This is a genomic window from Pararcticibacter amylolyticus (assembly GCF_003130405.1).
In the GTDB taxonomy this organism is placed as follows: Bacteria; Bacteroidota; Bacteroidia; order Sphingobacteriales; family Sphingobacteriaceae; genus Arcticibacter; species Arcticibacter amylolyticus.
In genome coordinates, this window is sequence record NZ_QEAS01000018.1 from 115,943 (window position 1) to 133,543 (window position 17,601).

Genomic DNA, 17,601 nt, shown 5'->3' on the forward strand with positions numbered 1-17,601 from the left:
AAGATAAAACGAGGAACTGCATAGGACGGCGCTCTAAGGCACGATGCCATGTTTTCTCTCCGGCATGAGGTGTAAATGCAGGAGCCAGCGGCATTGCTTCTGCCGGTTCATTAGCTACCAGTTTTCCCTGAGCCATTGTCTTCCACAAATTCCATGTCATAACGATTGCTCCTGTCAGGTACATCGCTCCACCCAGGGCCCGGAACATGTGCATCGGAATAATAGCAAGAGTTGTTTCGAGGAAGTTCGGATATTTCAACATACCTTCCTGGGTAAACTCTTTCCACATAAGCCCTTGTGTAAAGCCAGACCAGTACATTGGAATGGCATAAAAAAGAATCCCCAGCGTGCCGATCCAGAAATGGAAGTTTGCTGCTTTTTTCGAAAACAGGGAAGTCTGATATATTCTTGGTATCAACCAGTAAAGAATAGCGAAGGTAAGGAAACCGTTCCATCCGAGGGCTCCTACGTGAACGTGAGACACGATCCAGTCGGTAAAGTGCGCGATTCCGTTAATCTGCTTTAACGACAGCATCGGCCCTTCGAAGGTTGCCATACCATAGGCAGTTAAACCAACCACCATAAATTTAAGAGTCGCATCATCGCGCACCTTATCCCAGGCACCCCTGAGCGTCAGCAGCCCGTTGATCATCCCTCCCCAGCTCGGAGCAATCAGCATGATTGAAAAAACAACACCAAGTGATTGTGCCCATGACGGCAGAGATGAATATAAAAGATGGTGCGGTCCGGCCCAGATATAAATAAAGATCAGGGACCAGAAGTGCAATATACTTAGCTTATATGAATATACAGGCCTGTTAGCCATTTTGGGCAGGAAGTAATACATCATACCCAGATACGGGGTAGTCAGGAAGAATGCCACCGCATTGTGGCCATACCACCACTGAACCAGCGCATCCTGCACACCTGCATATAAATAGTAACTTTTGAAAAGAGAAACCGGCAGCTGAAAAGAGTTCACGATGTGAAGAACGGCAACGGTAACGAAAGTAGCTATGTAGAACCAGATCGCCACATACATATGCCTTTCCCGCCTTTTGATGATGGTTCCGAACATATTGATACCAAACACTACCCAGATGAGGGTTATGGCAATATCAATTGGCCATTCGAGCTCTGCGTACTCATGAGAAGAAGTAATACCCAGCGGCAGTGTGATTGCTGCTGCTACAATGATCAGCTGCCATCCCCAGAAATGAATCCTGCTAAGAACATCGCTAAACATCCTAGCTTTGAGCAATCTTTGGAGAGAATAATAAACTCCCATAAAAATCGCATTCCCAACGAAAGCAAAAATTACCGCATTTGTATGTAAAGGCCTTATCCTACCAAAAGTAGTATACTGCGATCCCATATTAAGTGCGGGTTTAAATAATTGCATCGCCACTAATAGCCCCACTGTCATCCCTACGATACCCCATACTATCGTTGCGATACCAAAATTTCTGACAATCTTATTGTCATAATTAAACTTTTCAAGCTGCATAAACCAAATGGATAGATTTGTTTTTGTAATGTCAAAAATAGTCTGTTCAAACGCTTAAAACCGTGACGGAAGTAGTAAGAAAAAAGTGATAGTCATCACAATTCATACTACAGAAGGATCAGAATCACGATGCAGGCTATAAGCAAGCAGGTAGCAACAATGAAGAGAAACGCATAGTTTTTTTATCTTAGCTTAAATTTAATTCTTATGAAGTCAAAAATATTTTATAGTGGCCCGCTTTCGGCTGATTTCGGGCTGCTGATCCTGCGCGTAGTAGCCGGTGCACCGATGATCACTCACGGATGGATGAAGTTGCAAAATGTACTCGCTGGGAAACTTGAATTTGGAGATCCCATAGGGATTGGAACGGAGGCATCGCTTTATCTTGCGATCTTTGCCGAGTTCTTCTGTGCAATCCTGCTCATTTTAGGATTTCTAACGAGAATAGCACTGGTGCCCCTCATTATCACGATGCTGGTCGCATTCTTTATTGTACACTCCCCGGATCCATTTAACGTAAAGGAACTGGCCTTCATTTATCTCGGCCTGTATACGGCGCTGTTCTTTACCGGACCGGGCAAGTTATCTGTTGACAGCAAGCTCTGAAACCAAACAGGGGACAAAATAAATATTCTGTCCCCTGCATATTCACATGGTCTGTATTACGTTTCTCTCTAAACCTGCTCTTCCTCCGGCTTATCATCATCAAACAACATTCGCACGGCCGGAGTATGAACATCATCATGCTGCCCGTTTTTCGACGCCCAGAAGAACGCCCCCAGGAAAATCAGTGCCATAAGCACGCTGCATCCTATCAGAAAATATAAAATGTTCATTTCAGTTTATTCTTTTTTGCAAAATATCTGTTGGCAATATTTGTAAAAGTAATGATTGTGATCGTACTTAGAGGCATCAGTACCGCTGCAGTAAGAGGCGAAAGTTGACCCTGAACCGCAAAGTATACCCCAATGAGGTTATAAACGGATGCGATACCAAATCCATATTTGATCACTCTTACTGCATCTTTTGCCTGCTTAATAAAACGGGGTAATTTCCCCAGTTCATCTCCCTGAAGTATGGCGTCACAGCCAGGAGTAAAGTTGTTGATATTATCGGTAACGGCCACTCCAAGGTCGCTCTGCCTTAAGGCCCCTGCATCATTCAGGCCATCTCCCAGCATCATTGTCTTATACTGAGCTAGCTGGAGTTTTTTAATGTAATTTAGCTTATCGTGGGGGCTCTGTTTAAAAAGCACAGGCACATAAGAAGGAAATATAGCTTCAAGGCTCTTATTTTCAGATGATGTATCTCCTGAGATCAGGTGCATTCTGAATCCGCCCTTTAAAGTATCTATTAATCCCTTCAGCTCACTTCTCCATTGCTGCCTTACATGAAAGTATCCCTTATAATTTCCGTCAATACTAATATGCACGCTGGAGGAGTTTTCATTAACAGCTGAATCCGGAGCAATAAACGAACGGCTCCCCAGGCATACTTCATGCCCGTCTATACCGGCAACTATTCCTTTTCCAGCCATCTCGCGATATTGAGAAACAGGCACTAGCCCGGAAGCTCCCAGCCATTTAACAATCTCCCGGCTCAGGGGATGAGAGGAATTTCTGGCCGCTGAGGCAATTAACGTTTCTTCCTGCAAACTTAAACGCCCTGTAAAAGTCAGGTTCACCACATTAGGGCAGGTGATGGTACCGGTTTTATCAAATACCACGGTATCTATTCTGGCTAATTGCTCCACTACATCGGTATTCTTAAGATAGAAACCATTTTTATCAAAGATGCCAAGCACCGTTGATAATGTAAGAGGAGTGCTCAGCGCCAGCACACACGGGCAGGCAACGATTAATACAGCCGAAAAAGCATCCCATGCTTTTTTCGTATCTCCGAGTACCCACCAGGAACCCAAAGAGGCAAATGCTATCACCAAAACTACAGCACTGAAATACCGGGCAATGGTGTCATTAAAATTCCTGATCTTGTTATCGTTCCTTTTAAAAGTCTCGTTGTTCCAAAGTCTTGTCAGGTAACTTTGAGATACCGGCTTGACAATTTCCATTTCAAGGGCTTCCCCTATCTGCCTCCCCCCGGCGTATATTATCTCTCCCAAAACTTTATTGACAGGCTGAGATTCCCCTGTTACAAAGCTAAAGTCGAAATATCCTTCCCCCTTCATCAAAATAGAATCAGCGGGAATAATCTCATTATTCCTGATCAGGATCCGGTCGCCAATATTAAGATCACCGATAGGCACAGGCTTCTCCTGCCCATCCTTAATCACAGTAACAGCAACCGGAAAATAAGAGCGGTAATCGCGGTTAAAGGAGATATGCTGATACGTCCTTTGCTTCACCCAGCGTCCCATGAGAAGGAGAAATACCAGTCCCGTCAGGGTATCGGAGAAACCAGGACCCGTTCCTGTAATGATCTCAAATGCCGATCTTATAAACAGAACGGCAACAATAACGGCAAGAGGAGTATCAAGATTAACGATCTTATTTTTAAGGCTCCCCCAGGCGGATACGAAAAAATCACGGCTGCAATAAAATGTCACGACGCTTCCGAAAGCCAGGTTTAACCAGCCGAAGAGAGATTGAAACTGGTGTTCAAAGGACGACAGCCCCAGATATTCAGGAAAGCTGAACAGCATGACATTACCCATGCAAAATCCGGCAACTGCAATCTTCCTGATCAGATCCCTGTTAACAGAATCTTTCTTCTCCTTCACTACGTCCTGCAAACTAATCAACGGCTCATATCCAATGGAAGCGAGCAGTTCAACCAGTTCCTTAAGAGAAACAATATGCTGATTGAAGGTAACGGCCACCTGCTTTTTCAGAAAATCGACCCTCGACTGCATCACACCCTTATTCAGTTTATGAAGATGTTCGAGCAACCACAGACATGAGCTGCAGTGAATAGCCGGAATATAGAAGGTGATAAGCGTAATATTATCATCAGTATAATCTACCAGCTGGGAAAAAATCTTCGGCTCGTTCAAAAACTCAAAATGCTGTTCCGTCTCCTGCCTGGTTTGTCCCGGTGCCTCGTTATAATTATAATAATTACAAAGATTATTCTGATTTAATATCTGGTATACGCTTTTACAACCTGCGCAGCAAAACTGTTTTTCATCTGCAATATGAAGTTCCCCGCTTATTTCATTCCCACAATGAAAACATAAAGTATCTGTAGAGGTGGATGAAGATTTCATTAAATTGATTTTAGCATCTCAAAGATGCAATATAAGTTCAAACATCAGAATGACAGCCATTAGAGTAAAAAGTGATCTCAGTCACAATAGATTTCTAAGATCGCAAAAAAACGCGCTGACAATGTGTTTCTTAGCCAATGACAATAATCAAACCCGAATATGATCAATATCATTTATATGCTCATTAACGAATCCTTTATTTGTAATCAGAATAGTGCAAAGGAATAGGTTGGAAAATCTCTCTCACTTTAAAATTTTAAAGAGATGGAAAAGAAGGAATTTGATCATTTACTTACCACGCAGAGTAAATACCTGAAACCACAGGCACTTAGATTCACGAGGGATGCAGATGATGCGAAAGACCTGATTCAGGATACTTTACTTAAAGCGATTCTGAATTCTGATAAGTTTCGGGACGGAACAAACTTTAAAGGGTGGCTGTATACGATAATGCGCAACTTGTTTGTAAACAACTATAGAAAACGCGGTTTCCATACATGCACCCTGGAAAATGAAGAGGCCACTAATCTGCATGTCGAAAATAACGGTGAATCGAACATGAGACTAGAGGGAATCAGAACGGCATTAAACCGCCTGCCCAGACAATATTACAAGCCGTTTACTATGTATCTGGAGGGGTATAAGTACCACGAGATTACAGACAGCTTATTCATTCCCATAGGAACGATTAAGAACCGGATACATGTAGCGAGAAAAATACTTAGACAAACCATATCATAATATTAAATTAATAAGACTCAGAAGAAGCTTGAAGTAATTAATTTATTAAGCCACAGTTAATCGAAAGCCAAACGCCCGGACCACCAATTCCGGGCGTTTCTTATTCTATACAATCACCGCCCTGTTTTTGAAGCACTTTTTTGATACTCAACAAATTAGCACCCTCTCTTTATTAAAATGAATGAATTATTACAAAAATCTCCGGATGCGAAATCCATAAAACAGGAGGCGGATTTATGAAAATTTATAAAAGGCTGGAGGGTTTTAACGATTCTATTTGAGTTTTCGCTAATATCCTGACAAGGAATACAAAGAACAAGTATGGAAAAGCATTTATAAACTGATCCCTAAGAGATTATGGTCTAAATATTGCTTTTGTACTTTCATAAAGGCGTTTACCATGATATTGAAAACTTACTCTGAATCACCGCTCGAATCAAAGCTGTCTTTTGAAGAAAGAAGAAAGGCAGATGGAATGGTTTATCTTATTCTGACAGTCATCGTATTGATTATGTCTATTCTGTTTTCAGTGTAACCTATAACACCGGCAGGAACAGGCATAAAAAGGACAACTATTTGGGAAGGAATTATCCTCTATCCTGAAGTTATTCCGTATCTGATTTTAAAAATATAAAAAGAAAAAGGGCTGTGAGTTTGTTGACACAACTCACAGCCCTTATATAATGCTAATCCAGTAACCCCGCTAATCGTTTACCTTACGCCTCTGCAAATGTTCCTATCACAATCTGCTTTATCTGCGCTTCAATTTCGAGCAGGTCATCCAAAAGCTTTTTAAGATACTGCTCCGTGTGGTTATTGATATGACTGATCAGCTTCTTATAGTACTCGATACCGATCAGTAATTGTTCTTTAAATTTCTCCAGTTGCTTCAGTTTTTTTGCATCCAGATTCTTGATATGCACGGTTATATCCTTCTTCAGGTAATCCAGATATAGCTTCAGCTCGTTGACAAACACACTGGGACGACTTACTCCTTGCAACAAGTTCAGCTTCCCGTAAATATGCTTCACCATTTCATCAAGAGAAAACACTCTTGAAAAATACGCCAGATTCGGACCCGGGCAGATGGCTACTGCTTTACTTTCTTTCCTTTCAAGAATATCATTCTTAATATAAGCCGAGGTACATAAGCCTTCACAAAGACATAATTTCTCTGTGATGGTGTCAAACCGCACTTTATATTCATCCGCAGGGAGGTTTAATTCATCCAGCTGCTTTAACTTAAGATTCTGATACTCGCGGGAAGCAGTGCAGATAGGCTCCTGGGTAAACTCTGTATTAGAAACTAAGAACTTCTTCTTACACGGACTTCCAGGCCTCCCCTTTTCGATACGTTCTATCCGTTGAAGTTCTGCCGTACTCTTTCTGTAATTATTAAAAGGAATACCAAGAGGTGAAGATCCGCTGATATAGAAGTCCGATGAGTCTGAATGGATTAAAGACTCCAGTGTTTCATCGTCTACATTCGTAGCTTCCGGAACAAGCAGAAAAGGACTCCCCCATCCTGTTGAATCCAGTTCATAGTAATTCATAAGAAAGTTTTGTTCTTCAGCTGTGCCAATGCCTCCCTGTACAGTGATTCTCATTTTTGGTGCCTCGTCAACCACCAGCTCTTTCGCAGCGAGTGCAGACTGGTAAAGAGAAAAGACATCTGCTATCATCTCCGGACGCTTGGACTTAAACTCCTCAAGTATAGGTCCCAGAAGGTAACCATCAGTCGCAAAAGCGTGTCCACCACAGTTTAATCCCGACTCAATCCTGAACTCAGAAACCCACAAGCCTTTTTTCGCTAAGAATTTAGCTTGAATAAACGCAGAGCGGAAATCACTGACCTTAAGAACGATCCGCTTACGCAAACGGCCTTTTTCATCAGGATAGAAATCTTTAAAATTCTCCAGGTAGCTATACAGCCTGGGATTCATCCCGGCAGATAATATTACAGAAGAATTCAGGTCACTGTTAGCAAAACCTCTCAATCCTGCCAGTGCGTCACTGAACTCTTCGCCCAGCACATCACCTTTAGCTGTATAGTTCATCTTATCCACCTTCGACATAATATTCACATCGACAGCCCCCTTTTCCATATCTCCGCGCAGCTCAGCTTCCATCTTTTTCTTCAGCCCGGGATCATTTACCGAAAGCATCACCATGTAGCGTTGCTTTAAAGAAGATGAGTCAGGCAAAAGATCAAAGTACCGCGTGATATCGCTCCCTTCTTCAAAAGGCTGCAACCTTAGTTCATCGAACTGCTGATTGACCTTCCGGTTCACGAAATTGAGATAAGCCGTAATCCGCCTGGCCCTTGAATCGGGTTCGCCGGGACCGATAGGAACAAAAACTTCACCCTCTTTTTCAGTGTGAAACTTTCTGATTCTTTCGATCAGCATGTCGTCAACGATTGATAGCACGGAAGAGATGCCGTACCGTGCAACTTTAAGTGGAGTATCTATAGTAAATCCCAGTCCCAATACCGGGATATGAAATGTGTGACCCATTAAAATACTGGATTAAATGTATTTTACAAAATACCGGATATTTTCAGTACTAAAACATGACGACCGTCACATTTTAATATAATCGTAATTATTAAAGCTTTAAAATCAGGGCTCCCGGGAAATACGCAGCTTCACTTTTTTTCAAACATTTTATCCGGCTGCGCATTTGTATTTCGATATGAATACAACTATATACCCTGGATCCCCTTATCCTCTCGGAGCTACCTGGGATGGCGAAGGGGTTAATTTTGCTTTGTATGCAGAGAATGCTACCGGAGTCGATCTGTGTCTTTTTAAGACAAAGGAGGACCCTGTCGAAAATATAAAGATCAGACTAAAGGAACGGTCGCATCATGTATGGCACGTGTATGTCCCCGACGTTGAGCCCGGGCAATTGTATGGATACCGGGTTTACGGCCCTTATGAGCCGGAAAACGGACATCGTTTTAATCCGAACAAGCTCCTGATTGACCCTTACGCCAAAGCCATTGCAGGAACGATACAATGGCATGATTCTTTATTCGGTTACAAACTTGGAGATCCCGCAGCCGACCTGAGCTTCAGTGAAGAAGACAGCGCTCCTTATATCCCCAAATCAGTAGTCATTGATCCGAACTTTGACTGGGGCGACGATAAGGCTCCTAAGATCTCTTATCACAGATCTATTATCTACGAAACCCATGTAAAAGGCTTCACACAATTACATCCGGATATTCCCGAGGATATCAGGGGAACCTATGCAGCACTTGCGCATCCTGCTACCATACAATACCTCAAAGATCTCGGCATCACATCGATTGAGCTTATGCCTGTGCATCATTTTGTCAGAGACTCCTATCTCGCAGATAAGGGCTTAACGAATTTCTGGGGCTATAATACCATAGGATTCTTTGCTCCTGATGTTCGTTATTCCGGAAGCGGAGTATTGGGAGAGCAGGTGACAGAGTTTAAGGGAATGGTTAAAGAACTCCATAAAGCTGGAATTGAAGTGATCCTGGATGTGGTGTACAATCATACCGCAGAAGGCAATCAATTAGGCCCCACCCTTTCTTTCAAAGGCATCGACAACGCCTCCTACTACCGGCTGGTAGAGGATAATAAACGGTATTATATGGACTATACGGGTACAGGAAACACACTGAATGCCCAGATGCCCGACGTTTTAAGACTGATTATGGATAGCCTTCGCTACTGGATCCTCGAGATGCACGTAGACGGCTTCAGGTTTGACCTTGCATCTACGCTTGCACGTGAACTTCATGAAGTAGACCGCCTCGGTTCCTTCTTTGATATTATCCATCAGGATCCGGTCATTTCGCAGGTAAAGCTTATTGCTGAGCCATGGGATATTGGAGAGGGAGGATACCAGGTCGGAAAATTCCCTCCCGGATGGGCAGAATGGAATGGCAAATACAGGGATTGCCTGCGTGACTACTGGCGGGGTGCTGATAGTATGCTGGGTGAGTTTGCAGAACGCTTCACCGGCAGTTCAGACTTATACAAAGATGATTACAGAAGTCCGACAGCTAGTATCAACTTCATTACCGCGCACGATGGATTTACGCTTCATGACCTGGTTTCATATAATGAGAAGCACAATGAGGCCAACGGCGAAGATAACAACGACGGAGAAAGCCACAACCGCTCATGGAACTGTGGTGCAGAAGGGCCGACCGACGATAAGGAAATCATTGCTCTCCGGAACCGTCAGAAACGCAATTTCCTCACCTCCCTGTTTCTTTCACAAGGGGTACCTATGCTGGTCGCCGGCGATGAATTAGGCCGCACCCAGCAGGGAAACAACAATGCTTATTGCCAGGACAATGAGATCTCATGGTTAAACTGGGCAGAAGCAGACCAGGAACTGCTCAGCTTTACGCGTAAACTTATTCATTTCAGGAAGAAACACCCGGTGTTCAGACGCCGTCGCTGGTTTAACGGACAGCCTATCAAGGGAATCGGCCTGGAAGACATTGCATGGTTTCTCCCTGAAGGCACAGAAATGCCCGATGAAAGCTGGAGCCACGACTTCGCTAAATCCCTTGCCATATTCCTTAACGGAAAAGGCATCAGGACCATGGGACCTAAAGGTGAAGTGATACAGGATGACAGCTTTTATGTCATCTTCAATGCACACTATGAACCACTGAATTTCGTACTCCCTTCCTCCAGGTATGGAGAAGAATGGATCAAAGTACTGGACACAAGTGAAAACCTGGTTGATGACGAGGGCGAAAGACACAAAGCCGGGGAGGCAGTTAAAGTAGAAAGCCGTTCAGTAGTCCTCCTTAAACAACCTTTGAAGAAATAAAAATGGATAGCAGCATTTTGAACAAGTATAAGCCGGGAGTAAGATTTAACAGCACCGGGCAGGCAGAGATTGTGCTATGGGCGCCGGAAGTTCAGAAAGCAGAAGTTGTTGTATCCGGCCGCGACGAGACTATTTCTCTCACCCGGCAGGAACTGGGTTACTGGACCGCCACTACAGACAAAATAAAACCAGGGGATCTCTATAAATTCAGGCTCAACGGAGAAAAGGAACTTTCGGATCCCGTGTCTCTTTCCCTTCCGGAAGGAGTACACGGGCCTTCGAAAGCCGTTAAGCCCGATGATTTTGTTTGGTCAGATGGCAACTGGTATAATCATCCCCTGGATGAGTACATCCTCTATGAAATACATACGGGTACCTTCACCTCTGAAGGTACCTTTGCTTCAATAGAGGAAAAGCTGGATTATCTGAAAGAACTGGGGATCACCGCAATTGAACTCATGCCGGTAGCTCAGTTTCCTGGTGAACGAAACTGGGGATATGACGGCGTTGCGCCCTTTGCTGTGCAGAACTCTTACGGAGGACCGGAAGGCTTACAGCATCTTGTAAACGCCTGCCACCGGAAGAATATTGCAGTTATCCTGGATGTAGTCTATAATCATCTGGGGCCGGAGGGCAATTACCTCCCCGAATTTGGCCCGTATTTCACATCTAAATACAATACTCCCTGGGGAAATGCGGTTAACTTTGATGACGAGTATAGTTACGGAGTGCGCCAGTACTTCATAGAGAATGCCCTGATGTGGTTTCGTGACTTTCATATTGATGCGCTTCGTCTGGATGCGGTACACGCCATCAAAGACTTCAGCCCAACCCATATTCTCCGTGAAATCCGTATGGAATTGGACAAGCTAATGTCAGAAACCGGCAGAAAACATTATCTTATTGTTGAACTCGACCTGAATGATAACAGGTTTATTAATCCTCTTGAAAAAGGTGGATATGGCATGGATGCGCAATGGATAGATGAGTTTCATCATGCACTTCGTGTAACGGCGGGGGAAGAACAAACAGGATACTATTCAGATTTTCACGGAATAACGCATCTTGCAAAAGCTTACCAGGATGCTTATGTGTATGACGGCCAGTTCTCAGAGCACCGGAAGAAGTTCTTCGGTATAAAAGCAGATGAAAACCCGGCCGGGCAGTTCATCGTTTTTTCACAAAATCATGATCAGGTAGGAAACAGGATGTGCGGCGAGAGAATCAACCGCCTGCTCAGCTTCGAAATGAAAAAGCTCGTTGCAGCTTCAGTCCTTCTGAGCCCTTACCTTCCCATGTTATTTATGGGAGAAGAATGGGTAGAGCCCAATCCTTTCCTCTACTTCGTCAGCCACACAGATCCTCAGCTGGCAGAAAGTGTAAGAGAAGGGAGAAAAGAAGAATTTGCGGATTTCCATGAACAGGGAGAAGCTCCTGACCCTGTATCAGAAAAGACATTCCTGCAGTCGAAGCTTCAATGGCATCTTCCCGGGCAGGAGCCTCACAGTACCGTATTAAACTATTATAAAAAGTTGATTTCGCTCCGCAAAACGCATCCCGTATTAAAAAATGCGGGACGAAAAGAAATGAGGGTTTCCTCAGATCAGACCACTGAAACACTGGTATTGCAGCGCTGGTATGAAAACAGTATGGTGGTTTGCCTGATGAACTTTTCTGAAAAAGAACAGCAGATCATGATCCCGGAAATAAAAGAAACATGGACGAAGATCATCCATTCTGCAGATACAGAATGGCACGGAAAAAACGACTTTCCTGATACCTATACTGCCGGGGAAACGATTACCCTTCGGCCCGAATCAGTGCTGGTACTAGAATAAAGCACGTGTAAGTAATTTTGATTTTACCTCACAATTACTACATTTGACTGCCCGTTCAGGAGCAAGCCGATGTAGCTCAGCTGGTAGAGCAACGCACTCGTAACGCGTAGGTCGCAGGTTCGATCCCCGTCATCGGCTCCTTCTCTAATCTAATCCTTCTAAGATGTTCCTGATCGAATCCAGGAACTTTGTAATGATTGTTATCATGGCTTTTACTAGTTTATTTTGTGTATTACAATAATATCACGAATACGTCCCTCTAAAAATGACATAACGCACGTTACCATTTGATAATCATCTCCTTCAGGCACATCGCTGCCGGGCTGCGGAACCGCAGTTCATAAACGGATGCCGGAAGAATACCTGTTTATTCATTTTTATCCCTTTGACCCAAACAAGGATCTATAGTTGGGGTTGTAAATGCTGAGAAAATTTCTTTGTATTGTAATAACCAGATAACTTATTCATCATGTCAGTTAATCCTGTCTCCACATATCGTTTGCAATTTCATAAAGAATTTACTTTCAATGACTTTGAACGCATCATCCCCTATCTCCGGAAACTGGGCGTCAGCACAGTATACGCTTCACCCGTTTTTAAATCCACCCCGGGCAGCACTCATGGATACGACGCATTGAACCCCCATCAGATAAATCCTGAGATCGGCACGGAGGACAAGCTAAAAGAACTAAGCAAACAGCTCCGGGAGCGTGGGATTGGCTGGTTACAGGACATCGTGCCTAACCATATGGCTTTTTCAACCGAAAATCCCTGGTTGAACGATGTACTTGAAAAAGGTATACAATCCAGGTATGCCTCGTTTTTCGACACACCGCTTAGCAGCCCGTTATATAAGGACAGAATAATGGTGCCTTTTCTCGGAGCTCCGCTGGAAGATGTTATCAGAAATGGTGAACTCAAAATAGATTACCGGGAGGGCAGGCTTGTCTTCAATTATTACGACAGCTTCTATCCTGTAAATCCCGGATCTTACAACAAGATCATTAAAGATGGCGATGCCGCGCTTTCCGAGGGATGGGAACAACTGCTCGGACAAATGCAGCAAATCCACCAGGTAGAAGACCCTGAGCGCTATGCAGATGCGTGGAACGAGTTTCTTTTACAGTTTACCGGCCTGATGAAGAACAAAGAAACCGGGGCCTACCTGGCTGAACGCTTACAGAAGATCAATGAAGATCAGAACTTATTAATACAACTGGCAGAAGAGCAGGTTTACAGGCTCTGCAGCTGGAAGGAAACAGACCGTCAAATTACGTTCCGCCGCTTTTTTACCGTTAACGGGCTAATTTGTCTCAATATTCAGAACAAAGACGTCTTCGCAACTTATCATCAATATATTAAATCCCTTCTTGATGAGGGGATATTTACAGGACTAAGGGTTGACCACGTCGACGGACTTTTCGATCCCTCAGGTTACATTGAAGAGCTAAGAGAACTGGCAGGAAAAGATATCTACATTGCCGTAGAAAAAATCCTTGAACAGGGAGAGGATCTTCCCCAACACTGGTCCCTGCAGGGAAATACCGGATACGATTTTCTCGCCCTGGTCAACAACCTGTTCACCAATAAGGAAAGTGAGAAATCCTTTACCCGTTTTTATAGCAGTATTACGGGTGAAGAAGCAGATGTACAACAGCAGATTTACCATAAGAAAGCCTACATCCTTTACGAACACATGAGAGGTGAACTGGATAACCTCCACAGGCTTTTGATTGAATCAGATCTGCTTGATGCAGGTGCCCGGGCTCAGGTAAAAGAAGAGGACTTAAAGGCTTCTATAGGAGAATTGCTGATCCAATGCCCGGTATACCGCTATTACGGGAACCAGTTTCCGCTCGAAAACGAAGAAGAAGCTGCAATAAGAACCATTCTTAAACAGATTCCCCGCGAAAAACCAGAACTCACCGCCTCCGTCAGGCTGCTGGAAGAGATCTTTCTGAATAAACCTCAAAAAGGTGATAACGATTATAATCAAAGAGCCTTATACTTCTATCAGCGCTGTATGCAATTCAGCGGCCCGCTGATGGCAAAAGGTGTTGAAGACACCCTGATGTATACCTACAACCGCTTTATTGCACATAACGAGGTAGGAGACTCTCCGGAAGCCTTTGGGATAAACCAGGAAGAGTTTCATGAAAAGATGTTCCAGCGGCAGCAAAACTGGCCTCTGTCGATGAACGCAACCTCTACTCACGACACCAAACGCGGAGAAGATGTGCGGGCACGGCTAAACGTCCTGAGTGATATTGGGGATGAATGGATGCAGATCGCAGAAGAATGGTTTGAGATCAACTCCCCCCATAAAAAAAATGGTGCCCCCGATAAGAATGATGAATATCTGATCTATCAAACTCTGGCAGGAGCTTACCCTATGCCCGGACAAAATGAGGATAACTTCAACGGACGGATCCAGAATTATATAGAGAAGGCCCTTCGGGAAGCAAAACAGAATTCGAACTGGACTACGCCTGATACCGCTTACGAAGAGGCAGCTAAAAACTTCGCCGCAGATATCCTCCGGGAAGGAAGTACGTTCAGAAAGAGCTTTGATCCATTTCACCGGAAGATAGCGGATCCCGGCATCATTAATTCCCTTGCCCAGGTGTTACTGAAATTTACCTGCCCGGGACTTCCCGACACGTACCAGGGCTGCGACCTCTGGGATCTCAGTATGGTAGACCCGGATAACCGGCGGCCGGTAGACTACGAACTGCGCGCCCGAATGCTCGGAGAGCTTGAGGAGAAGGAGAATACCGCAAACTTCCCGGCATGGCTCTGGGCAAAACGGTACGAGGGACATATTAAACTATGGCTGACCCAGAAACTTATGAAGGAACGTGCAGCCAACGATGATATTTTTTCTAAAGGTGAATACATTCCCCTGAAAGTAAAAGGCAAGTATAAAGACCACATATTTGCCTTTGCCAGAAGCTTCCGCGGAAGCTGGTATGTAATCGTGGTTCCTTTACATATTGCACAGATCTGTAAAGAGCAGGATGAGACCCCGATGAACATCAATTGGAAGAGCACCCGTATTATTTTACCAACTTCAGTGCCGGATAAATGGAGTCATCTTTTAATAAGCGGGCTGGAAGGTAAAGCTGAACATGAACTGCCGGTTAAAGAGATATTCGGGAAACTCCCGTTTGCACTGTTAAAATTGCAGCGAAAGGATTCAGGACGTGGCGCAGGTATCCTGATGCATATTTCATCTCTCCCCTCCCCTTTCGGTACCGGAGATTTCGGTCCTGACGCCAGAAACTTTGCGGATTTTCTGGCCCGAAGCAGGCAGAAATACTGGCAGCTGCTTCCTCTTAGTCCCACCGAGCAGGGATGTGGTTATTCCCCCTACAGCTCCTATTCGAGCATGGCGGGTAACCCATTGCTCATCAGTCCCGAACTCCTGGTCCGGGATGGACTTTTATCGCAGAAGAAAGTAAATGAACAGATCTTACATCCTAAATCAAGAGCAGATTTTCAGGCCGCAGAGAAGCTGAAAGATATATTATTTGAAAAAGCATACCGTAAATTCTTAAAAGGAGAGTCCTCAGTACTAAAAAAAGAATTCGCAGAATTCTGTCAGCGGGAATCAGCATGGCTCGACGATTTCTCGAAATACATCGTACTCAAACAGCAACATGGAGGGCAAGCGTGGTATCAATGGCCGGAGAAGTACAAATTTCGGGAACAGGCTGCGCTGAAAGAGTTTGAGCATGCCAATAGGGATGCAATTGAAAAGGCCAGATTCCTTCAGTTCATATTTTTGAAACAATGGAATGACCTGAAAGCGTATTGCAACAACCTGGGGATACAGCTTTTCGGCGATATGCCTTTCTATGTCAGTTATGATTCCGCTGATGTTTGGGCAAACCCCGGGATTTTCTGTCTCGATCAGGATGGAAACATGACCGGGGTGGCAGGCGTTCCGCCTGATTATTTCAACGATAACGGTCAGCTATGGGGAATGCCTGTGTTCCGGTGGGATGTCCTTAAAAAGCAGGGATATTCCTGGTGGGTGAAGCGGGTTAAGAAAAACATCGAACTTTTCGACTTGCTTCGCTTTGACCATTTCAGGGCCTTTTCTGCTTACTGGGAGGTACCAGCGTCGGAAGATACCGCTAAAAACGGAATCTGGAAGCCAGGCCCGGGTAAAGATCTTTTCAAAGCTCTTCAGAAAAATTTGGGCAGACTACCTTTTGTTGCAGAAGACCTGGGAGATATTGACGCTCCTGTTTATGCGCTGCGGGATGCCTTTGGTTTCCCCGGAATGAAAGTTTTACAATTTGCCTTTGGGGATGACATGCCTGAGGCCATTGCTATTCCGCATCATTTCACCTCTAATTTCTTCGTCTATACCGGAACCCATGATAATAACACAACGAGAGGCTGGTTCGACAAAGATGCAGACGAGACTATTAAGAGAAATCTCCGGGATTATACAGGACTTGAGGTGAAGGCAAAAAATATACATCTGATTCTTGCCAGGATGGCATATGCATCCGTCGCAAGAGTGGCGATCATTCCTTTACAAGATATACTGGGGCTCGATGAAAAATCGCGGATGAACAGCCCGGCGTCTGTAGAGAATAACTGGATTTGGCGCCTTAAGCCCGGCCAGTTAGGGAAGAATGAGGAAGATTTGCTAAACGAATGGACACGAATTTATGACAGGTAGGCAAATAGGGCATCACAGGTGTGAGAGGTAAGTACCAAAACTCATATCTCACACTTGTATACCCTTGTCTATGTTTTATTGTGTCTTTACAGCCTGACGTGCAAGTAAAACCCATCTTCCGAATTGTTTCTGAAAAACGAGCATAATATTCAGACTTACTGTTCCCACTTTTCCGCTATCGTTGGTGTCGGCGTCGAGATGATGCCTCACAACAGCTGTATTACCAGAAACCTGGATAGTCTGATTGGACAGCGTAATGGTCACAAAATCGGATTTCCCTGAAGCAATACTTTCCACGAAAGCAGCTTTATCTTCTACTTTTCCGCTCGAATGTCCGTAACTTAATTTCTCTGCGGCTATCGCTTCCAGCTTAGATCGCGTACCATCGATCATTGCTTTTTTAAGGGTTTCTACTGCAGCTGCTACTTCCTTTTCTGCTTTTGTCTGGGCTGTTACTGCAACTGCCGTTAAAAAGCATAGTAACAATAAGCTGATTGTCTTTTTCATTTTTAAACTGATCTGATTAGCTATCCGCCAAATGTAATAATATTCAGAGAATATGACCCTCCGTTTTTCGAACAGGCAGCAACAGGATAACTACCTGTTTGTAAGAAAACACAAACTATAAGAGAGACGGCCTGTTCCCTTTACGCAGATATCAAAGAATACTATACGTTTACCCATTAACTATCTATCTAGCTATGAAAAAGATGATTATTTTACTATTGATGCTACCATGCACCATTCTTACACTTCAGTCGTGCAG

General features: G+C 44.2%; 10 protein-coding genes and 1 tRNA gene. 6 read left to right on the forward strand and 5 right to left on the reverse strand.

All coding sequences use genetic code 11. The annotated features are described in order from the left end of the window. A partial coding sequence (ccoN, locus tag DDR33_RS19490) for a cytochrome-c oxidase, cbb3-type subunit I (RefSeq protein ID WP_238387871.1) occupies window positions 1–1,507 on the reverse strand: 1,507 nt, incomplete at its 3' end. Between the two features lie 207 nt (window positions 1,508–1,714). Between ccoN and DDR33_RS19495 the strand changes: the two genes are divergently transcribed. After that, a complete protein-coding gene (locus DDR33_RS19495; protein WP_109417470.1) occupies window positions 1,715–2,113 on the forward strand; it encodes a DoxX family protein in 399 nt (132 codons plus the stop codon). A gap of 68 nt (window positions 2,114–2,181) precedes the next feature. On the opposite strand, the gene ccoS is transcribed toward DDR33_RS19495, so the two are convergent. Both ccoS and DDR33_RS19505 read right to left on the reverse strand, forming a co-directional pair. Beyond that, window positions 2,182–2,343, reverse strand: a complete 162-nt coding sequence (gene ccoS, locus DDR33_RS19500) for a cbb3-type cytochrome oxidase assembly protein CcoS (RefSeq protein ID WP_109417471.1) — start codon at window positions 2,341–2,343, stop codon at window positions 2,182–2,184. Beyond that, on the reverse strand, window positions 2,340–4,733 hold the full coding sequence (locus DDR33_RS19505) for a heavy metal translocating P-type ATPase (protein WP_109417472.1): 2,394 nt from the start codon (window positions 4,731–4,733) through the stop codon (window positions 2,340–2,342). Before DDR33_RS19505 ends, ccoS begins: the two co-directional genes overlap by 4 nt. Before the next feature lie 264 nt (window positions 4,734–4,997). Here DDR33_RS19505 and DDR33_RS19510 point away from each other — a divergent pair, with 264 nt between their 5' ends. Next, the gene (locus DDR33_RS19510) at window positions 4,998–5,474 is read left to right on the forward strand and encodes an RNA polymerase sigma factor (protein WP_109417473.1); all 477 of its coding nucleotides are present in this window, start codon (window positions 4,998–5,000) and stop codon (window positions 5,472–5,474) included. A 716-nt stretch (window positions 5,475–6,190) separates the two neighbouring features. On the opposite strand, the gene DDR33_RS19515 is transcribed toward DDR33_RS19510, so the two are convergent. Further along, complete coding sequence (locus tag DDR33_RS19515; RefSeq protein WP_109417474.1) at window positions 6,191–7,990, reverse strand: hypothetical protein; 1,800 nt, start codon at window positions 7,988–7,990, stop codon at window positions 6,191–6,193. Between the two features lie 178 nt (window positions 7,991–8,168). Between DDR33_RS19515 and glgX the strand changes: the two genes are divergently transcribed. From glgX to treY, 4 genes are all read left to right on the forward strand, one after another. Continuing rightward, complete coding sequence (gene glgX, locus DDR33_RS19520; protein WP_109417475.1) at window positions 8,169–10,301, forward strand: glycogen debranching protein GlgX; 2,133 nt, start codon at window positions 8,169–8,171, stop codon at window positions 10,299–10,301. Between the two features lie 2 nt (window positions 10,302–10,303). After that, window positions 10,304–12,139 (forward strand): malto-oligosyltrehalose trehalohydrolase, encoded by a 1,836-nt coding sequence (treZ, locus tag DDR33_RS19525; RefSeq protein ID WP_109417476.1) that lies wholly within the window; start codon window positions 10,304–10,306, stop codon window positions 12,137–12,139. Between the two features lie 65 nt (window positions 12,140–12,204). After that, window positions 12,205–12,277 (forward strand) — tRNA-Thr (locus DDR33_RS19530). A gap of 331 nt (window positions 12,278–12,608) precedes the next feature. Further along, window positions 12,609–16,835: a malto-oligosyltrehalose synthase gene (gene treY, locus DDR33_RS19535; protein WP_109417477.1), complete on the forward strand. Its 4,227-nt coding sequence runs from the start codon at window positions 12,609–12,611 to the stop codon at window positions 16,833–16,835. A gap of 75 nt (window positions 16,836–16,910) precedes the next feature. Here treY and DDR33_RS19540 read toward each other — a convergent pair whose 3' ends face one another. Beyond that, entirely contained in the window at window positions 16,911–17,342 is a 432-nt protein-coding gene (locus tag DDR33_RS19540; RefSeq protein WP_109417478.1) for a nuclear transport factor 2 family protein, read from the reverse strand. Between the last annotated feature and the right edge of the window lie 259 nt (window positions 17,343–17,601).

Bases quoted from the DNA above. Each gene is read 5' to 3' on its own strand.
- DDR33_RS19505 (WP_109417472.1), bottom strand. From the start codon at position 4,733: ATGAAATCTTCATCCACCTCTACAGATACTTTATGTTTTCATTGTGGG.
- treZ (WP_109417476.1), top strand. From the start codon at position 10,304: ATGGATAGCAGCATTTTGAACAAGTATAAGCCGGGAGTAAGATTTAAC.
- ccoS (WP_109417471.1), bottom strand. From the start codon at position 2,343: ATGAACATTTTATATTTTCTGATAGGATGCAGCGTGCTTATGGCACTG.
- DDR33_RS19540 (WP_109417478.1), bottom strand. From the start codon at position 17,342: ATGAAAAAGACAATCAGCTTATTGTTACTATGCTTTTTAACGGCAGTT.
- treY (WP_109417477.1), top strand. From the start codon at position 12,609: ATGTCAGTTAATCCTGTCTCCACATATCGTTTGCAATTTCATAAAGAA.
- DDR33_RS19495 (WP_109417470.1), top strand. From the start codon at position 1,715: ATGAAGTCAAAAATATTTTATAGTGGCCCGCTTTCGGCTGATTTCGGG.
- glgX (WP_109417475.1), top strand. From the start codon at position 8,169: ATGAATACAACTATATACCCTGGATCCCCTTATCCTCTCGGAGCTACC.
- DDR33_RS19510 (WP_109417473.1), top strand. From the start codon at position 4,998: ATGGAAAAGAAGGAATTTGATCATTTACTTACCACGCAGAGTAAATAC.
- DDR33_RS19515 (WP_109417474.1), bottom strand. From the start codon at position 7,990: ATGGGTCACACATTTCATATCCCGGTATTGGGACTGGGATTTACTATA.